General features: G+C 72.9%; 9 protein-coding genes. 2 read left to right on the forward strand and 7 right to left on the reverse strand.

Annotated elements, in window-relative coordinates; translation table 11 throughout:
• Positions 1-109: 109 nt before the first annotated feature.
• The 4 genes from ACFYU0_RS28745 to ACFYU0_RS28760 all read right to left on the reverse strand — a co-directional run bounded on the left by ACFYU0_RS28745 (position 110) and on the right by ACFYU0_RS28760 (position 6,078).
• A complete protein-coding gene (locus ACFYU0_RS28745) occupies positions 110-2,557 on the reverse strand; it encodes a [protein-PII] uridylyltransferase (protein ID WP_389304911.1) in 2,448 nt (815 codons plus the stop codon).
• 26 nt (positions 2,558-2,583) lie between these two features.
• Positions 2,584-2,922: a P-II family nitrogen regulator gene (locus ACFYU0_RS28750; protein WP_100828472.1), complete on the reverse strand. Its 339-nt coding sequence runs from the start codon at positions 2,920-2,922 to the stop codon at positions 2,584-2,586.
• Positions 2,919-4,268, reverse strand: coding sequence for an ammonium transporter (locus ACFYU0_RS28755; protein ID WP_351664328.1), 1,350 nt, complete (start codon positions 4,266-4,268; stop codon positions 2,919-2,921). Before ACFYU0_RS28755 ends, ACFYU0_RS28750 begins: the two co-directional genes overlap by 4 nt.
• Before the next feature lie 331 nt (positions 4,269-4,599).
• A complete protein-coding gene (locus ACFYU0_RS28760; protein ID WP_389305152.1) occupies positions 4,600-6,078 on the reverse strand; it encodes a hypothetical protein in 1,479 nt (492 codons plus the stop codon).
• Between the two features lie 457 nt (positions 6,079-6,535).
• On the opposite strand from ACFYU0_RS28760, the gene ACFYU0_RS28765 reads away from it, so the two are divergent.
• Positions 6,536-7,201, forward strand: coding sequence for a bifunctional DNA primase/polymerase (locus ACFYU0_RS28765; RefSeq protein WP_351664330.1), 666 nt, complete (start codon positions 6,536-6,538; stop codon positions 7,199-7,201).
• A gap of 378 nt (positions 7,202-7,579) precedes the next feature.
• Here the strand turns inward: ACFYU0_RS28765 and ftsY are convergent, their stop codons facing one another.
• Positions 7,580-8,782 (reverse strand): signal recognition particle-docking protein FtsY, encoded by a 1,203-nt coding sequence (gene ftsY / locus ACFYU0_RS28770; RefSeq protein WP_389304914.1) that lies wholly within the window; start codon positions 8,780-8,782, stop codon positions 7,580-7,582.
• A gap of 170 nt (positions 8,783-8,952) precedes the next feature.
• On the opposite strand from ftsY, the gene ACFYU0_RS28775 reads away from it, so the two are divergent.
• Entirely contained in the window at positions 8,953-10,428 is a 1,476-nt protein-coding gene (locus ACFYU0_RS28775) for a cytosine permease (RefSeq protein WP_389304916.1), read from the forward strand.
• Between the two features lie 663 nt (positions 10,429-11,091).
• Here the strand turns inward: ACFYU0_RS28775 and ACFYU0_RS28780 are convergent.
• Positions 11,092-12,510 (reverse strand): sugar porter family MFS transporter, encoded by a 1,419-nt coding sequence (locus ACFYU0_RS28780; RefSeq protein ID WP_351664338.1) that lies wholly within the window; start codon positions 12,508-12,510, stop codon positions 11,092-11,094.
• Between the two features lie 226 nt (positions 12,511-12,736).
• Positions 12,737-16,510 carry an AAA family ATPase gene (locus tag ACFYU0_RS28785; protein ID WP_389304919.1) on the reverse strand — a complete coding sequence of 1,258 codons (3,774 nt, stop codon included), beginning with the start codon at positions 16,508-16,510 and terminating at the stop codon, positions 12,737-12,739.
• Positions 16,511-16,675: the final 165 nt, after the last annotated feature.

The raw sequence follows: 16,675 nt of genomic DNA on the forward strand, positions 1-16,675 counted from the left end.
GGAGTCGGGGGCGTTCTGGGCTGCCCTCCAGGATATCCGCCCGGAGAGCGGATATCCCCCGCCCGCTCCCCGCCCGCCGCGTGCGGCGGACGGGGAGCGCGACGCCGCGTCATCCGCGCAGGGTCTCCTCGAGCACCTTGGCCGTCGACGCCGCGTCCTCCGGCGGCAGCGGCGCCCCGGCGCCCGTCGTCACGTAGAAGGCGTCGACCGCGTTGGCGCCCAGGGTGCTGACGTGCATGCTGCGCACTCGCACCGCCGCCTTCTCCAGGGCCATGCCGATGCGGAACAGCAGCCCGGGGGCGTCCTGGGCGCGCACCTCGATCACCGTGGCGTGGTGGGAGGCCGCCGAGGCCACCGTCACCCGGGGCGGCGGGGCCACCCATCCGCGGCGGCGCGGGTAGGCGGCGTCCCGCTCGGCGAGGCGGCCGGCGATGTCGAGGGAGCCGTCGAGGGCGCGGACCAGGTCGGCGCGCAGCCGGGTGGCCTGCGGCAGGGAGCCGTACTCCGCGGCGACCCGCCAGTTCAGCAGCAGGACCGACGCGTCCTCGACGTCGTGGGGCAGGCGCAGGGCGCGCAGCCCGGCCGTGCGGACGGTCAGCCGGTGCACGGCGAGGACGCCGGCGACCGCCGGGAGCACACCCGGTTGGTCCGGTACGGCGATGAGCAGCTCGACGCCGAGCGGTTCGGGCTCGCCCGGGCCCTCCTCCTCGGGCGCCGGTTCGGGCTGCGCGCGCAGCGCGAGGACGGGGCCGCCGGTGCGGAAGGCCTCGATGGCGAGGCGTTCCTGCTCGGCGGTGGGCGCGGCGGGCTCGGGTTCCTCGGCCGCGTCGCCGGCCAGGGCGGCGGCCACGCGGCGGACCAGGTCGGCGACGAGGGAGCCGCGCCAGGCGGACCAGGCGGCGGGGCCGGTCGCGAGCGCGTCGGCCTCGGTGAGGGCGTGCAGCAGCTCCAGGGTGCTCTGGCTGCCGACGGCCTCGGCGACCGCGTGGACGGTGGCGGGGTCGTCCAGGTCACGCCGGGTGGCCGTCTCGATCAGCAGCAGGTGGTGCCGGACGAGCGTGGCGAGCACCGTGACGTCGGCGCGGTCGAAGCCGATCCGCGCGGCCACGTCCTTGGCGATGATCTCACCGGCCACGGAGTGGTCGCCTGGCCAGCCCTTGCCGATGTCGTGCAGCAGCGCGGACACGAGGAGCAGGTCGGGGCGGCTGACGCGGCGGGTGAGCTCGGAGGCGCGGACCGCGGTCTCGATGAGGTGCCGGTCCACGGTCCAGATGTGGACGGCGTTGCGCTGCGGCCGGCAGCGGACCCGTTCCCAGTCGGGCAGAAGCCGGCTGATCAGGCCCTCCGCCTCCAGCGCCTCCCAGACGTCGATGGTGGGGCGGCCGGAGCCGAGCAGGGTGACCAGTTGTTCGCGGGCCTCGGCGGGCCAGGGCGTGGGCAGCGGGCGCGTGGTGGCGGCCATGCGCCGTACGGCGTGCAGGGAGAGCGGAAGGCCGGCCTGGGCCGCGGCGGCCGCGGCGCGCAGCGGCAGCACGGGGTCGCGTTCGGGGCGTGCGGCGCGGGCGAGCACCACCTCGCCTTCCTGCTCGACGACGCCCTCGGCCAGCGGCGACCGCTCGGTGGCCGGTTTCCCGCCCAGCATGGCGCGCAGGCGCGGACGGACGGCGCGGGAGCGCAGCACGCGCCCCACCTCGCGCCAGGTGACGTCGCTGGCGTACGAGATGACGCGCGCCGCCTCGTACACCTGGCGCAGCAGGGTGTCGGCGTCCAGCAGGCCGAGCCCGGCCGCGACCTGGTCCTGTTCCTGGAGCGCGAGCCGGTCGGTGGCGCGGCCGGTGGCCAGATGCAGGGCGTCCCGGACGTCGAGCAGCCGCCGGCGGGCGTCCGCGAGGCCCTCGCGCGGGGCGTCGGCCAGCCAGGAGGCGGCCACGGCGCGCAGGGCGGTGGCGTCGCGGAGGCCGCCGCGGGCCTCCTTGAGGTCGGGCTCCAGGAGGTACTGCAGCTCGCCCTGCCGTTCGGCGCGCTCGGCGCAGAGTTCCTGCAGCTCGGGGAGGCGTTTGGGGGCCTGGTTGCGCCAGTCGGCCAGGACGGCGGTGCGCAGCGCTGCGGTGAGGCCAAGGTCTCCGGCGAGGTGCCGGGCGTCCAGCAGGCCGAGCTGGACCTTCAGGTCCTCACCGGCGGTCCGGCGGGCCTCGGCCGGGGTGCGCACGGAGTGGTCGAGGGCCAGGCCGAGGTCCCAGACCGGGTACCAGAGGCGGTCGGCGAGGGCGGCGATCGCGCCGGGGTCGCCGCCGTCGTGCAGCAGCAGGAGGTCGAGGTCGCTGCGCGGCGACAGCTCCCCGCGGCCGTAGCCGCCGACGGCGACGAGCGAGACGCCTCTCGGTTCCCGGGCCGCGGCCGTGAAGAGGCCGGCGAGCCAGTCGTCGGTCAGCCCGGCGAGGGCGGAACGGCGCGGCGGCCCTGGCCGCGCCTCCTCGTTGAGGAGACGCAGCCGGGCCGCCGCGTAGCCGCCGGGTCCCGAGTCGTCCGTGTCCTTGCGTACATCCGTACCCGTCACCCAGCGACTCCTGTCCTCGCGTCGTGTCAGAGCGCGTCCGGGCCGCGCTCGCCGGTGCGGACCCGTACGGCCGTCTCCACCGGCAGCGACCAGACCTTGCCGTCACCGATCTTGCCGGTGCGGGCCGCCTTGACGATGACCTCGACCAGCTGCTCGGCGTCGTCGTCCTCGGCCAGTACCTCGATGCGGATCTTGGGAACCAGGTCGACGGTGTACTCGGCACCGCGGTAGACCTCGGTGTGGCCCCGCTGACGACCGTAGCCGCTGGCCTCGGTGACCGTCAGTCCGTGGACGCCGAAGGCCTGGAGGGCCTCCTTGATCTCGTCCAGCCGGTGCGGCTTGACGACGGCGGTGATGAGCTTCATGCGTCCACCTTCTTGGAGGGCTTGGCGGCCGCGGCCGGGCCGGGGGCCGGGGCTGCGGAGCCGATGACGCCGCCGCCGGTGCCGCTGAAGTCGTAGGCGCTCTCGGCGTGCTCGGCCTGGTCGATGCCGGAGACCTCCTCGTCCTCGGTGACCCGCATGCCCATCGTCCTGTCGATCAGGAAGGCGAGGACGGCGGAGGCGACCAGGGAGTAGGCGAGGACCGCGAAGACGCCGGCGCACTGCTTCCACAGCTGGTCGAAGGAGTGGTCGCCGTAGAAGACGCCGGTCGCGTCGGACTGGCCCTTGCCGGTGGCGAAGAAGCCGATGAGCAGCGAGCCGATGATGCCGCCGACCATGTGGACGCCGACGACGTCGAGGGAGTCGTCGTAGCCCCACTTGAACTTCAGGCCGACGGCCGCTGCGCAGGCGACACCGGCGATGGCGCCGACGGCGATCGCGCCGAGCGGGGAGACCGCGCCGCCCGACGGGGTGATCGCGACCAGGCCGGCGACCGCGCCGGAGGCGGCGCCCAGCGTGGTGAACGCGCCGTGGCGGATCTTCTCGTAGGCGAGCCAGGCCAGCATGGCGGCGGCGGTGGCGACCTGCGTGTTCACGAACATCAGCGCGCCGACGCCGTCGTCGTTGCCGAGCCAGGAGCCGGCGTTGAACCCGAACCAGCCGAACCACAGCAGACCGGCGCCGAGCATGACCAGCGGCAGGCTGTGCGGGCGCATCGGGTCCCGTTTGAAACCGACCCGCTTGCCGATGACCAGGATGACGCCGAGGGCCGCGGCGCCCGCGTTGATGTGGACCGCGGTACCACCGGCGAAGTCGATCACACCGAGCTTGTAGGCCCAGCCGTCGGCGCCCCAGACCCAGTGGGCGACCGGGACGTAGACGATCGTGACCCACAGCGCGATGAAGAGCGACCAGGCCGAGAACTTGACGCGGTCGGCGAGCGCGCCGCTTATCAGGGCCGGCGTGATGATGGCGAACATCAGCTGGAAGACCATGAAGACGTAGATCGGGATCGTGTAGCCGTCCCAGAGTTCCGTCAGGCCGATGTTGCTGAGGCCGAGCCAGTCGGCGTTCCACCCGAGCAGGCCGGATCCCGAGCCGAAGGCGAGGGAGAAGCCGTAGAGCACCCAGAGGATGGTGACGATGCCCATGCTGATGAAGCTCATCATCAGCATGTTCAGGGTGCTCTTGACGCGGACCATGCCTCCGTAGAAGAAGGCCAGGCCCGGGGTCATGATCAGTACCAGGGCGGAACAGATGAGCATGAAGCCTGTGTTCGCGGCGGACAACTTGGGTGCCTCCGCGGCAAGCGTGATGGCTGGTGCCATCGGCGTCTCCTCGTCGGTTGGTACGGCCCCGTGCGGGCGGTGCCTGGGCGGTCCGGTCGGGTGAGGGGTGGGGCTGTTCTGCGCCATGAGACTCGCGCAGCGCCGTTTCGGTGGAAGCCCCTCGTTATTTCGCCGGGGTGACGAAGGCGCCCTGCGTGTTACGCGTCGGTGAAGAGCGGGATGTCCGGCTGCGGGATCGTTATCGTGGCGCAACCTCCACGGTGCGAAGAGAACCGGCCGCGGCGGGCCTCTCCGATGACCTGGCGCGGGGGAGCCGAGTCGGGCGGTTCGGGAGGACCGGCCGCGGCCGGCGCTTGGGTGTCCTGCGGGGTCAGACGGCCTCTGCGGCCTCCGGCAGGTCCACGGCGAGCTGGTCGGTGAGGTCGACGACGGCGGTGAGGTCGCCGAAGTCGCGCACGGCGGTGTCGACCGTCTTGCGGATCCGGGTGTTGACCCGCTCGGAGCGCACCTTCTTGGCGACGCGCATGGCGTCGGAGGCGTACTGGGTGCTCTGCTCGGGCTCGCGCCGCAGCAGGTGCACGGTGGCCATGCCGATCAGGTTCAGCGCGTACGACCGCTGGTGCTCGCGGTCCTCGGCGAACAGCTCCACGGCCCGCTCCATCAGCGGCTGGGCCAGGGAGGCGTAGGTGGGGCTGCGGCCGGCCACGTAGGCGAGGTCGCGGTAGGAGTGCGAGTTCTCCGCGAACAGCTCGGCCTCGGAGAAGAAGCGGATCCAGTCGGGGTCCGGCTCGTCCCAGTCGTCGGCGTCGGCGAAGGTGTCCTCGGCCATGCGGACCGCCCGCTTGCACTTCCCGGGCTGGCCCATGTTGGCGTAGGCGCGGGCCTCCATCGCATACAGCATGGCCTGGGTGCGCGGGCTGGCGCAGTCGCGGCTGCCGTACTGCGCGAGGTGGATCAACTCCAGGGCGTCGTCGGGCCGGCCGAGGTGGATCATCTGGCGGCTCATGTTGGACAGCACGTAGGAGCCGAGCGGTTTGTCGCCGGCCTCCTTCGCCGCGTGCAGGGCGAGGACGAAGTACTTCTGCGCGGTGGGCTGGAGACCCACGTCGTACGACATCCAGCCCGCGAGTTCGGCGAGTTCGGCGGCGACCTTGAAGAGCTTGCGGCTGGTCGCCTCGGGCTGGGGCTCCTGGAGCAGGTCGGTCACCTCGTGCAGCTGGCCGACGACCGCCTTGCGGCGCAGGCCGCCGCCGCACTGGGCGTCCCACTGGCGGAACATCCGCGTGGTGGACTCCAGCAGGTCCAGCTCGGGCTTGGACAGCCGGCCCGGCCTGCGCGAGTCGAGGACGGTCTCGGGCTGGGACGGGGCCGCCGAGGAGGGGGCGGGCACGAGCCAGCGCTGCAGGGGCTCGACCAGGGACGGGCCCGCGGCCAGGGACAGCGAGGTCCCGAGGAAGCCGCGCCGCGCCAGCATCAGGTCGCTGCGCGAGAACTCGCTGAGCAGGGCCACCGCCTGCGGGCCCGTCCAGGGCAGGTCGACGCCGGACGCGGAGGGTGCCGGGCGGGCGGCGCGCAGACCGAGGTCCTCGACGGAGACGACGCAGCCGAAGCGCTCGGAGAACAGCTCGGACAGGATCCGCGGGATCGGCTCGCGCGGGTTCTCCCCGTCCAGCCAGCGACGCACTCGCGAGGTGTCCGTGGAGATGTGGTTGGCGCCGAGCTGGCGGGCCCTGCGGTTCACCTGGCGGGCCAGCTCGCCCTTGGACCAGCCGCTGCGCACGAACCACGAACCGAGCAGCTCGTTGGGGCGCTTGTCAGCGATCGTCCCGCTTCCGCCGTTGCCGCCCACTGGCACGCCCCCATCCCTGAGACCACTTGTCGCCGAGTGCGCCAAGCCCTATCAGAATGCCGGTAAATAGGGCCTCCCGTCCGCCGGTTCTCACCCTTCGAACGAACCGACGGCCTTGCCTCCGGCATACCCGCGAGAGCATGTGCCCTCAGGCCTCACACACTCACAGTAATCCCACGATCACCCGTCCAGCCATGGCGAACCTGGAAACGCCACCATTCGCCACCCCTTCGAATGAACTCACCGTCCGCACAACGCGATTCACTTGACATAGGACGACAGGACGTCGGCGGGGTGATGCACGCGGGGGCGCACGTTCCTCCTCGCGCCACCCGAGATGCTTCGACGCGCCGCCTCGGCCTCACGGAGCGAGCGGAACCGCGGCCGTAGCGTCACGTTCCGCTTCCGTCTCGTTCCGCGTCGTAACCACCGGCGCGCCGGACCCGTTGGAGGGGGCATGGGCTTCACGATCGGCGGCATTCGCGAGATCCGCTCCGGCACGCGCCGGCGTTTCCGTTCGTCGGAGTGCACGGCTGTCGCGGAGTTCACCGGCCTGTGCGGCTGGGACGTGGTGCCGGGCGCACGGGCCGCGGCGGGCGTCTGTTCCTGCGGGCACGCCGGCTGCCGGGCTCCCGGAGCGCATCCGCTCGGCTTCGCGCCGCCGGTGCCGGCCGGCGCCACCCTCGACGAGGTGACCAGGGCCTGGGCCGGGTTCCCGGGCGCGTCGGTGATGCTCGCGGTGGGTCGCGCGTTCGACGTCATCGAGGTGGCCGAGGCCGCCGGGCGCCGCGCGCTGGTCCGGCTGGAGCGCATGGGCCTCCCGCTCGGCCCGGTCACCGCGACCCCCGACGGACGCGCCCACTTCTTCGTCGCCCCCGGCGCCGCCGCCGACCTCCCCCAGCTGCTCTACCGCATGGGCTGGGACGACCCTTCGGCGCTGGACCTGCGCGGCCTCGGCCCGGGCACGTACGTCACCGCGCCCCCCTCGGACCGGGGCGGCCTCGGCCCGGTGCGCTGGCTGCGCCCGCCCGCGCTGGACTGCGCGACCCGGCCGCCCGCTGCCCGGCTGCTGCTGGGCACGCTGGCCTACGTGGCCCACCGGTCGGCGGCCAGGGCCTCCTGAACGCCCTCCGCGTGAAGTCCGGCCGCACGAGCAGCCGGCCGCGCGAAACCCCTCCACGGGAGGGGCCTCGGCGCACGCGCCGTCCACGTGAACGCCCGGTCCGCGAGAGCGCCGTCCACGTAGAGGCCCTCCGCGGGGTCCTCGGCGTACGCGCCGTCCACGGGGACGCCTTGTCCGCGAGAGCGCCGTCCACGTGGAGGCCCTCCGCCGGGTCCTCGGCGTACGCGCCGTCCACGTGAAGGCCCTCCGCACGAGCGCCGCCCGCCCGGGCGCCGGCCGCGAGCGTCCCGCGGCTGCGGACCGGGAACGACGAAGCGCCCGCCCCACTGTCCTGTGGGCGGGCGCTTCGTCGATCCGGCGGGTGAGCACACCCCGTCGTCAGTCACCGATGAGCGCGTCCACGAACGCCTCCGGCTCGAACGGCGCCAGGTCGTCCGCGCCCTCGCCGAGACCGATGAGCTTGACCGGGACGCCCAGCTCGCGCTGGACCGCGACCACGATGCCGCCCTTGGCGGTGCCGTCCAGCTTGGTCAGCACGATGCCGGTGATGTCCACGACCTCGGCGAACACGCGGGCCTGCACCAGACCGTTCTGGCCGGTGGTGGCGTCCAGGACGAGCAGCACCTCGTCCAGCGGCGCGTGCTTCTCGACCACGCGCTTGACCTTGCCCAGCTCGTCCATGAGACCGGTCTTGGTGTGCAGCCGGCCGGCGGTGTCGATGAGGACCACGTCGACCCCCATCTCCTTGCCCTCCTTCACCGCGTCGAAGGCGACGGAGGCGGGGTCGCAGGCCTCGGGACCGCGCACGGTGTAGGCGCCGACGCGCTCGCCCCAGGTCTGGAGCTGGTCGGCGGCGGCTGCCCGGAAGGTGTCGGCGGCGCCGAGCACGACGGTGCGGCCGTCGGCCACGAGCACCCGGGCGAGCTTGCCGGTGGTGGTGGTCTTGCCGGTGCCGTTGACCCCGACGACCATCACGATGCCGGGCTTGCGGCCCTCGGGTTCGGTCCTGACCGAGCGGTCGGCCTCGGTGCCGACCAGCTTGAGCAGCTCGTCGCGCAGCAGGCCACGCAGCTCCTGCGGGGTGCGGGTGCCGAGCACCTTCACCCGCTCGCGCAGCCGCTCGACCAGCTCCTGGGTGGGCTGCACACCGACGTCGGCGGTGAGCAGCGTGTCCTCGATCTCCTCCCAGGTGTCCTCGTCGAGGTGCTCGCGGGACAGCAGCGTGAGCAGGCCCTTGCCCAGGGCGTTCTGCGAGCGGGAGAGACGGGTGCGCAGGCGGACCAGCCGCCCCGCGGTGGGCTCCGGGATCTCGATCTCGGGAGCCTCGACGGTGGGCGGCTCCTCGACGACGACCGGGGCGGGGCCGCCGGGAAGATCCACCTCCTCGATCGTCCGGCGCGGTTCGTCGCGCGGCGTCTCGGCCTCTTCGCCGACGTGCGGCTCGGCCGGGGGCGCGGTGATGTCGGGCGTCCTGGGCGGCGGCGGGGGCAGCGGCTTGCGGCGCCGGCTGCCGACGATGAGCCCGCCGAGCGCGCCGAGGACGACCACGGCGATGACTACAGCAAGGATGATGGTTTCCATAACGCGTCCAGTATCGGCCATGGGTAGGCGGCTGCCGGGGTTCGTGGCTTCCTCCGAGAGACAAAAGCCACAGGAAGTCATCAGTCGGATCAAAGTACGATGGTTCCGGCTCCGTTCCCCCGCGTAGAGTCCCCGACATCCCCGTCCCCCACACCGAGGCACCCTCTTTCATGAGCAAGACAGCCGAGGCCGAAGGCGCACTCGAGACCCGAGGCATCGAGCAGGTACCCGACGACGAACGGACCGCGAGAACCCGCGAGCTCTTCCCGACCTGGGTCGGCGCCAACATCAGCGTGCTGCTGCTCACCATGGGCGCGAGCCTGGTGGTGGCGTACGGCCTGAACATCTGGCAGGCCCTCGTCGTCGCGGCCGCCGCGCCCGTCGTGGCGTACGGGCTGGTCGGCCTGATCGGCATCGCCGGCAAGCGGGGCGGCGCCCCGGGCATGGCGCTGTCGCGCGCGGTGTTCGGCCAGCGCGGCAATCTGCTGCCGGGTTCGCTGATCTGGGTAGCCCGCTGGGGCTGGGAGACGATCAACGCGGTGACCGGCGCGTACGCGATGCTGACCATCCTGGACATCGTGTTCGGCATCCGGGCGAACAGCCTGCTGGACATGGTGATGCTGCTGGCCTTCGTCGTCGCGACCTTCGCGATCTCCGGTCTCGGCATCAACGCCGTGCAGAAGTGCAACAAGTACGCGACCTACGTGTTCGGCGTCTTCTCCGTGCTGGTCCTCGGCTACCTGGCCGCGACCACGGACTGGTCGAAGGTGATGCACCACGGCGCGGGCTCCACGGCCGCCGTGATCACCGGCATCGGAATGATCGCGGCGGGCGGGGTCAGCTGGATCCCGTCCGCGCCGGACTTCACCCGCTACCTGCCGCGCACCGCCTCGTCGAAGGCGATCGTGGGCACCGCGGTGGGCGGCGCCGGGATCGTCGTACTGCCGATGGTGCTGATGGGCGCGGTGATGGCGGTCTCGACGCCCGACCTGGCCTCGGCGGCGGACCCGGTCTCCTTCCTCGGCGAGATCCTGCCGACGTGGATCGCCGTGCCGTACCTGCTCATCGCGCTGATCGGCATGCTGCTGATCAACTCCATGTCGATGTACTCGGCGGGCTTCACCGCGCAGACCCTGGGCTTCCGAGTGCCGCGGCACTGGGCGGTCTCGGTGAACGCCGTGATCTCGCTGGTCTTCGGCGGCGTGCTGATGCTGGTGGCGACGAGCTTCATGGGTTCGTTCATCGCCTTCCTCTCCCTGCTGGCGGTCGCCTTCTCGGCCTGGGTCGGCGTGTTCGGCGCGGACATGCTGCGGCGCACGGAGTACGACGGCCGGGCCATGGCCGACACCACGCGCACCAGCGCCTACTGGTACCGGGGCGGCTTCTCCCCCGCCGCGGTGGCGGCCTGGGCGGTCGGCCTGGTCGCGGGACTGCTGTTCACCACCTCGGACTGGTTCACCGGGCCGCTGGCGAAGAACAACGTCATCGGCGAGTACGGCCTCGGCTGGGTCGCCACGGTCGTGATCTCCGGGCTGCTGTACACCGCTCTGCCGAAGCCGGCCGTGGTGCGCCCGGCGGAGGCCGCCCACGAGCCCGCCGCCGGATCCGGCGAGCCCGCCGAGGCACCCGCGACCGCCGGCGTCTGAGCGCGCCCGCCCCGCCGGTTCGCGTCGGCGGTCATCTGACGTTCCGTCAGACGGCGTCCCCCTGCACCCACCCGGTGCAGGGGGACGCCGTCATGCCCGTCACGGTCGTACGTCGCGACCTGGCCGAGCACGGCGCCGCCCCGGCCCCCCTCTCCGCGCGCTACCGCACCGCGCCGGACCACCTGCGCCGACGGGCACGGGGTCACCTCCGTGCCCGTGCCTCCGGATCTCCGTGACGGTCGTGGCGATCGGCCCGCGGCACGATCCGCTTCCACAGCGCGTCCCTGCCGCAGCCGGCGGCCTCCTGCGAAGAGCCGCTCACCGAGTGCGGCACCGGGGACTGGACGGCGATGGCCCCGACCGGGCCCGGGCCGAGTACGGCCAGCACTTGCCGCACGAGGCGCGGACGTACGCCTTCCGGCGGTCCGGCGGGACGCGCTCGGCGGCCACGACGACGGTGCGCTACCCGCGCGCGGAGGGCGTGGACCGGATTCTCGCCGCCGAGCAGTGCGCGCAGGGCGACCGATCCCGGCGGGGCCGCCCGCCGGCCTGCGCCGGACAGCGAAGCCGCCCCCGCTCGGGCAGTGACCGAGCGGGGGCGGCGGGGGTTCGAGGAGAGGGGCAGCGGGGACTTGGCCCTTCTCCTCGGGACTCGGCGGGCGGTCAGCCCATCTCCTCCAGCGTCTTGCCCTTCGTCTCCTTGACGAACTTCAGGACGAACGGGATGGAGAGCGCGGCGAAGAACGTGTAGATCACGTACGTGCCGGACAGGTTCCAGTCGGCCAGCGACGGGAAGCTCGCGGTGATCGCCCAGTTGGCGATCCACTGGGCGGCGGCGGCCACGCCCAGCGCGGCGGCACGGATCCGGTTCGGGAACATCTCGCCGAGCATGACCCAGACGACCACGCCCCAGGACAGGGCGAAGAAGAGCACGAAGACGTGGGCGGCGACCAGGGCGACCCAGCCCTGGGTCGCGGGCAGCTTGCCGTCGACGAGGTGGTACGAGAACGCCCAGGCCTCCAGCGCCAGGCCCACGGCCATGCCGACGGAGCCGATGAGGGCGAGCGGCTTGCGGCCGATGCGGTCGACGAAGATCATCGCGATCACGGTGCCGACGATGTTGATGATCGACGTCGTGAAGGAGTAGAAGAACGAGTCCGTCGGGTCGACGCCGACCGACTGCCACAGCGTCGAGGAGTAGTAGAACGCGACGTTGATGCCGACGAACTGCTGGAACACCGACAGGCCGATACCGACCCAGACGATCGGCTTGAAGAAGAAGCCGCCGCCGAGCAGGTCCTTGAAGGTGGACTTGTCCTCGCTCTTCATCGCGTGCTCGATCTCGGCGACGCGGGCGTCCAGGTCCACGTCCTTGCCCTCGACCTCGGCGAGGATCGCGCGGGCGCGGTCACGCTTGCCGACGGAGAGCAGGAAGCGCGGGGACTCGGGGATGGCGAAGGAGAGCAGGCCGTACAGGGCGGCGGGGACCACCATGACGCCGAGCATGACCTGCCAGGCCTCGAGGCCCATCAGCGTGCCGCGCTGGTCGCCGCCGGCGGCGTTCAGCAGGCCCCAGTTGACCAGCTGGGAGATGGCGATGCCGACGACGATCGCGGCCTGCTGGAAGGAGCCGAGCCGGCCGCGGTAGGCGGGCGGGGCGACCTCGGCGATGTAGGCCGGGCCGATGACGGAGGCCATGCCGATGGCGAAGCCGCCGACGATGCGCCAGAACGCGAGGTCCCACAGCGCGAAGGGCAGCGCGGAGCCGACGGCGCTGACCGTGAACAGCGCGGCGGCGATCTGCATGCAGCGGATGCGGCCGATCCGGTCGGCTATCCGGCCGGCGGTCGCGGCACCGATGGCGCAGCCGATCAGGGCGATGGCGATGACCTGGGCCAGGGCCGCGGACCCGATGTCGTAACGGTCCCGGATGGCCTCGACGGCGCCGTTGATCACGGAGCTGTCGTAGCCGAACAGGAAACCGCCCATGGCGGCCGCCGCCGCGATGAAGATGACGTGCCCGAGATGATCGGGGTGAGCCGTCCCGGCTCGTGGCTTGGGTGCCTGCGCTGTGCTGGTCACGAATAACTCCTCGGGCCACGGCAACGCTGCCGTGTGGGGGTGAGCCCTTACAGGTATCCAGTGATGCCGCGTTCACACCACTTACACCTGAAGGTAAAAGCAACGTTGCAGAGACTATGCCTTCAAGTTTCGAAGTCAATACCCGTACGGCTGTGAGTTTTGAGACGTGGCCGATCACCTCGTGTTCAAAAAGTGAACACGAGGTGAGTTGATCTTGGATTGCCGGTCAGCGGAGGCGCTGCGAGATGACCTTCGACACGCCGTCGCCCTGCATGGAGACGCCGTAGAGCGCGTCGGCGACCTCCATCGTGCGCTTCTGGTGGGTGATCACGATGAGCTGCGAACTCTCCTGGAGCTCCTGCATGATCCGGATCAGCCGCTGGAGGTTGGTGTCGTCCAGGGCCGCCTCGACCTCGTCCATGACGTAGAACGGGCTGGGCCGGGCCTTGAAGATCGACACCAGCAGCGCCACGGCGGTCAGCGAGCGCTCGCCGCCCGAGAGCAGGGACAGCCGCTTGACCTTCTTGCCCGGCGGGCGCGCCTCGACGTCCACGCCGGTGGTGAGCATGTTGTCGGGGTCCGTCAGCACCAGGCGGCCCTCGCCGCCCGGGAACAGCCGGCTGAACACGCCCTCGAACTCCCGGGCGGTGTCCCGGTAGGCCTCGGTGAAGACCTGCTCGACGCGCTCGTCCACCTCCTTCACCACCTGAAGGAGGTCGGCGCGGGTCTTCTTCAGGTCCTCGAGCTGCTCGCTGAGGAACTTGTGCCGCTCCTCCAGCGCCGCGAACTCCTCCAGCGCCAGCGGGTTGACCTTGCCGAGCTGCTGGTAGGCGCGCTCGGCGGCCTTGAGCCGCTTCTCCTGCTCGGCCCGCACGAACGGCCGGGGCAGGTTGCGCGGGTGCTCCGGATCCTCCGGCAGCTCCTCGCCGGCGGCGGGGAGAGAGGGCGGCACGAGCTGGTGCGGGCCGTACTCCGCGACCAGCCCCGCCGGCTCGACGCCCAGCTCCTCCAGCGCCTTCGTCTCCAGTTGCTCGATCCGCAGCCGCTTCTCGGCGCCGAGCACCTCGCCCCGGTGCACCGAGTCCGTCAGCTTGTCGAGCTCCGACTTCAGCTCGCGGCCCGTGTTCCGGGCGGCGGCCAGCTCCTGCTCCCGGCGGGCCTTCGCGGCCTCGGCGGCGGCCCGCTCCTCCTCCGCCCGGCCGAGGGACACCTCGACGTGCGCGAGCAGTTGCCGGGCGCCGGAGGAGACGGCCTCCGCGACGGCGGCCTCGTGCCGGAGCCGGGCCCGCCGCTGCTCGGCACGCGCGCGTGCCTCGCGCTCCGCCCGGGCGGCCCGGTCCAGCGAGTCGGCCCGTCCGGCGAGTGCCTTGACCCGCTCCTCGTGCGTACGGGCCTGGAGGCGGGCCTCCATCTCGGTCTGCCGCGCGTTGGCGCCGTCGGCGGCGAGCCGGTCCCGCACCGAGGTGTCCGGTTCCTCGTCGACCGGCGTCTCCTCGGCGACGGCGAGCCGTTCGGCCAGCTCCTCGGCCTCCTGTACTGCCTTGTCCAGCGCCTCCTGCGCGCGTGCCGCGGCCGCGGCCGACCGCTCGGCCTCCCCCGCCGCGCCCCGCGCCTGCCCGGCGAGCCGCCCGAGCTGCTGGGCCACGGCCGACTTCTCCCGGTCGGCGGCCCGGCGCCGCTCCCCCAGCTCCTCCACGAGCGCGGCGGCGTCGGTGCGCCGCTCGGCCGCCGTGTGCTGGGCCCCGGTCAGCTCCTCGCAGCGGACGGCCAGCTCCTCCAGCTCGGCGGCCGCCTCGTCCACGGAGGCCTGCACCTCCAGCAGGCTGGGCGCGCCGGCCGAGCCGCCGTGCGCGAAGTGCGCGCCGAGCAGGTCGCCCTCGGCGGTGACGGCGGTCAGCCCGGGGTGCGCCTGGACCAGGTCCTCGGCGTCCTCCAGGGTGCTGACGACCACGATCCCGTGCAGCAGCCGCCGCACGGCGGGCATGAGCCCGACGGGACCCTTCACCAGGTCGGCGGCGTAGAGCGGGGCAGGGCCTTCCTCACCGGCGGCGCCACCGCGATGAACGTCCACGTCGGCCGCCGGCGGGGGGTCGCCGGCGCCGGTCCGGCCCGTCCCGTCGGCGCCCGTCGAGCCCGTCCCGCCGGCGGGATCGGTCGCGGGAGGCGCAGGTGCCGCCGAGGCGCCGGGGCGGGGCGCGTCCGGGCCGGCCCCGCCGTTCACGCCGGCCGGATGGCCGGGAACACCGGTGCCGGCCGCGGCGTCGCCGGAGGCGTCCTGCCGGGTGTCGGTCAGCAGCAGGGCGGCCCGGCCCCCGTCCTGCTTGCGCAGGAGGCGGATCGCTTCGGCCGCCGAGGCCGGGGACGTCACGGCGACGGCGTCGGCCGCCGCGCCGAAGGCCGCGGCCAGCGCGGCCTCGTGGCCGGGGGTCACCGTCAGCAGTTCGGCCGCCGGGCCCAGGACTCCGGTGATGCGGTCCCGGGCGCCCAGGAGTATGCCGGTGCCGTCCTTGCGCCTCAGGCCCAGCGACAGCGCCTCGTGCCGGGCCTGGGTCGCGGCGCGCCGGCGTTCCGCGGCGGTGGCCGCCTCGCGGGCCTCGGTCAGCGCGGCCTCGGCCTCCGCGAGCGCCCGCTTCGCCGTCTCGTGCCGCCCGGCGAGGTCGGCGTCGTCGGCGTCGAGTCCGTCGACCTCGGCCTTCAGGACCTCGTACTCCTCCTGGGCCCGGACCGCGCGCTCCTGGGCCTCGTCGCGGCCTGCGGCCAGCCGGTCGATCTCGGCCTGGGCCGAGGCGGCGCGCGAGCGGGCCGCGTTGACCTGTCCGGAGAGGCGGGCGAGGCCCTCGCGCCGGTCGGCGATGGCGCGGGCGGCGTCCTTCAGTCGGCGTTCCTCGACGGCGAGTTCGCGCTCCAGCTCGGCGCGGTGGGCGACCGTGTCGTCCAGGGCCCGCTGGGCGGCCTCCAGAGCCGCCTCCAGCTCGGCCTCCTGCTCGCGGATGCGGGCGGCCTCGCGCTCCATGTCCTCCGGGTCGCGGCCGCGGCGCTCCTCGGGGGGCGCGGAGGTGGCGCTCTTCACCCGGGCGTCGGCCAGCGAGACGGTGCCGCGCACCCGCTCGGCCAGCTGGGACAGCTCGTACCAGGTCTGCTGGGCGCGCTGCAGGCGCGGGGCGAGCCGCCGTACCTCGTCCTCCAGGGCGGTCTCCCGCTGGAGCGCCTTGCGCAGCTCCCGCTCGGCGGTCTCCTTGCGCTCCTTCAGGGCCGCCTCGTCGGCGATCTCGGACTTCAGCGCCTCGCGCAGGCGTACCAGGTCGTCGGCGAGCAGACGCAGCCGGGCGTCGCGGAGGTCCGCCTGGATGACGGCGGCGCGGCGGGCCACCGCCGCCTGCCGGCCGAGCGGCTTGAGCTGGCGGCGCAGTTCGTCGGTGAGGTCCTGCACGCGCGCCAGGTTGGCCTGCATCGCGTCGAGCTTCCGCAGCGCCTTCTCCTTGCGCTTGCGGTGCTTGAGGACACCCGCCGCCTCCTCGATGAACGCCCGGCGGCCGGTGGGGTCCGCGTGCAGGACGGAGTCGAGCTGCCCCTGGCCGACGATGACGTGCATCTCGCGGCCGATGCCGGAGTCGGAGAGCAGGTCCTGGATGTCCAGCAGTCGGCAGGTGTCGCCGTTGATCTGGTACTCGCTGCCGCCGTTGCGGAACATGATCCGCGTGATGGTGACCTCGGCGTACTCGATGGGCAGTGCGCCGTCGGAGTTGTCGATGGTCAGGGACACCTCGGCGCGGCCCAGCGGCGGGCGGCCGGTGGTGCCGGCGAAGATGACGTCCTCCATCTTGCCGCCGCGCAGCGACTTGGCGCCCTGCTCGCCCATGACCCAGCTCAGCGCGTCCACCACGTTGGACTTGCCCGAGCCGTTCGGACCGACGACGCACGTGATCCCCGGTTCGAACCGGAGCGTGGTCGCGGAGGCGAACGACTTGAACCCGCGGAGAGTCAGGGCCTTGAGGTGCACGCCGCTGGACTCTACCCGCCGCCGCTATCTCACTCCACGGACACTCGCAACCGCACGGTTTCGCCAGTGAACACGGAGGGCAAATCAAACGTTGAAGAGGGTGAAAGGATGCGCGGGGGAAGAAAGAAGGGACGCCGAAGCGTCCCTTGCAACTCTGACGACCGG

The organism is Streptomyces sp. NPDC003720, assembly GCF_042875075.1.
Lineage (GTDB): Bacteria > Actinomycetota > Actinomycetes > Streptomycetales > Streptomycetaceae > Streptomyces.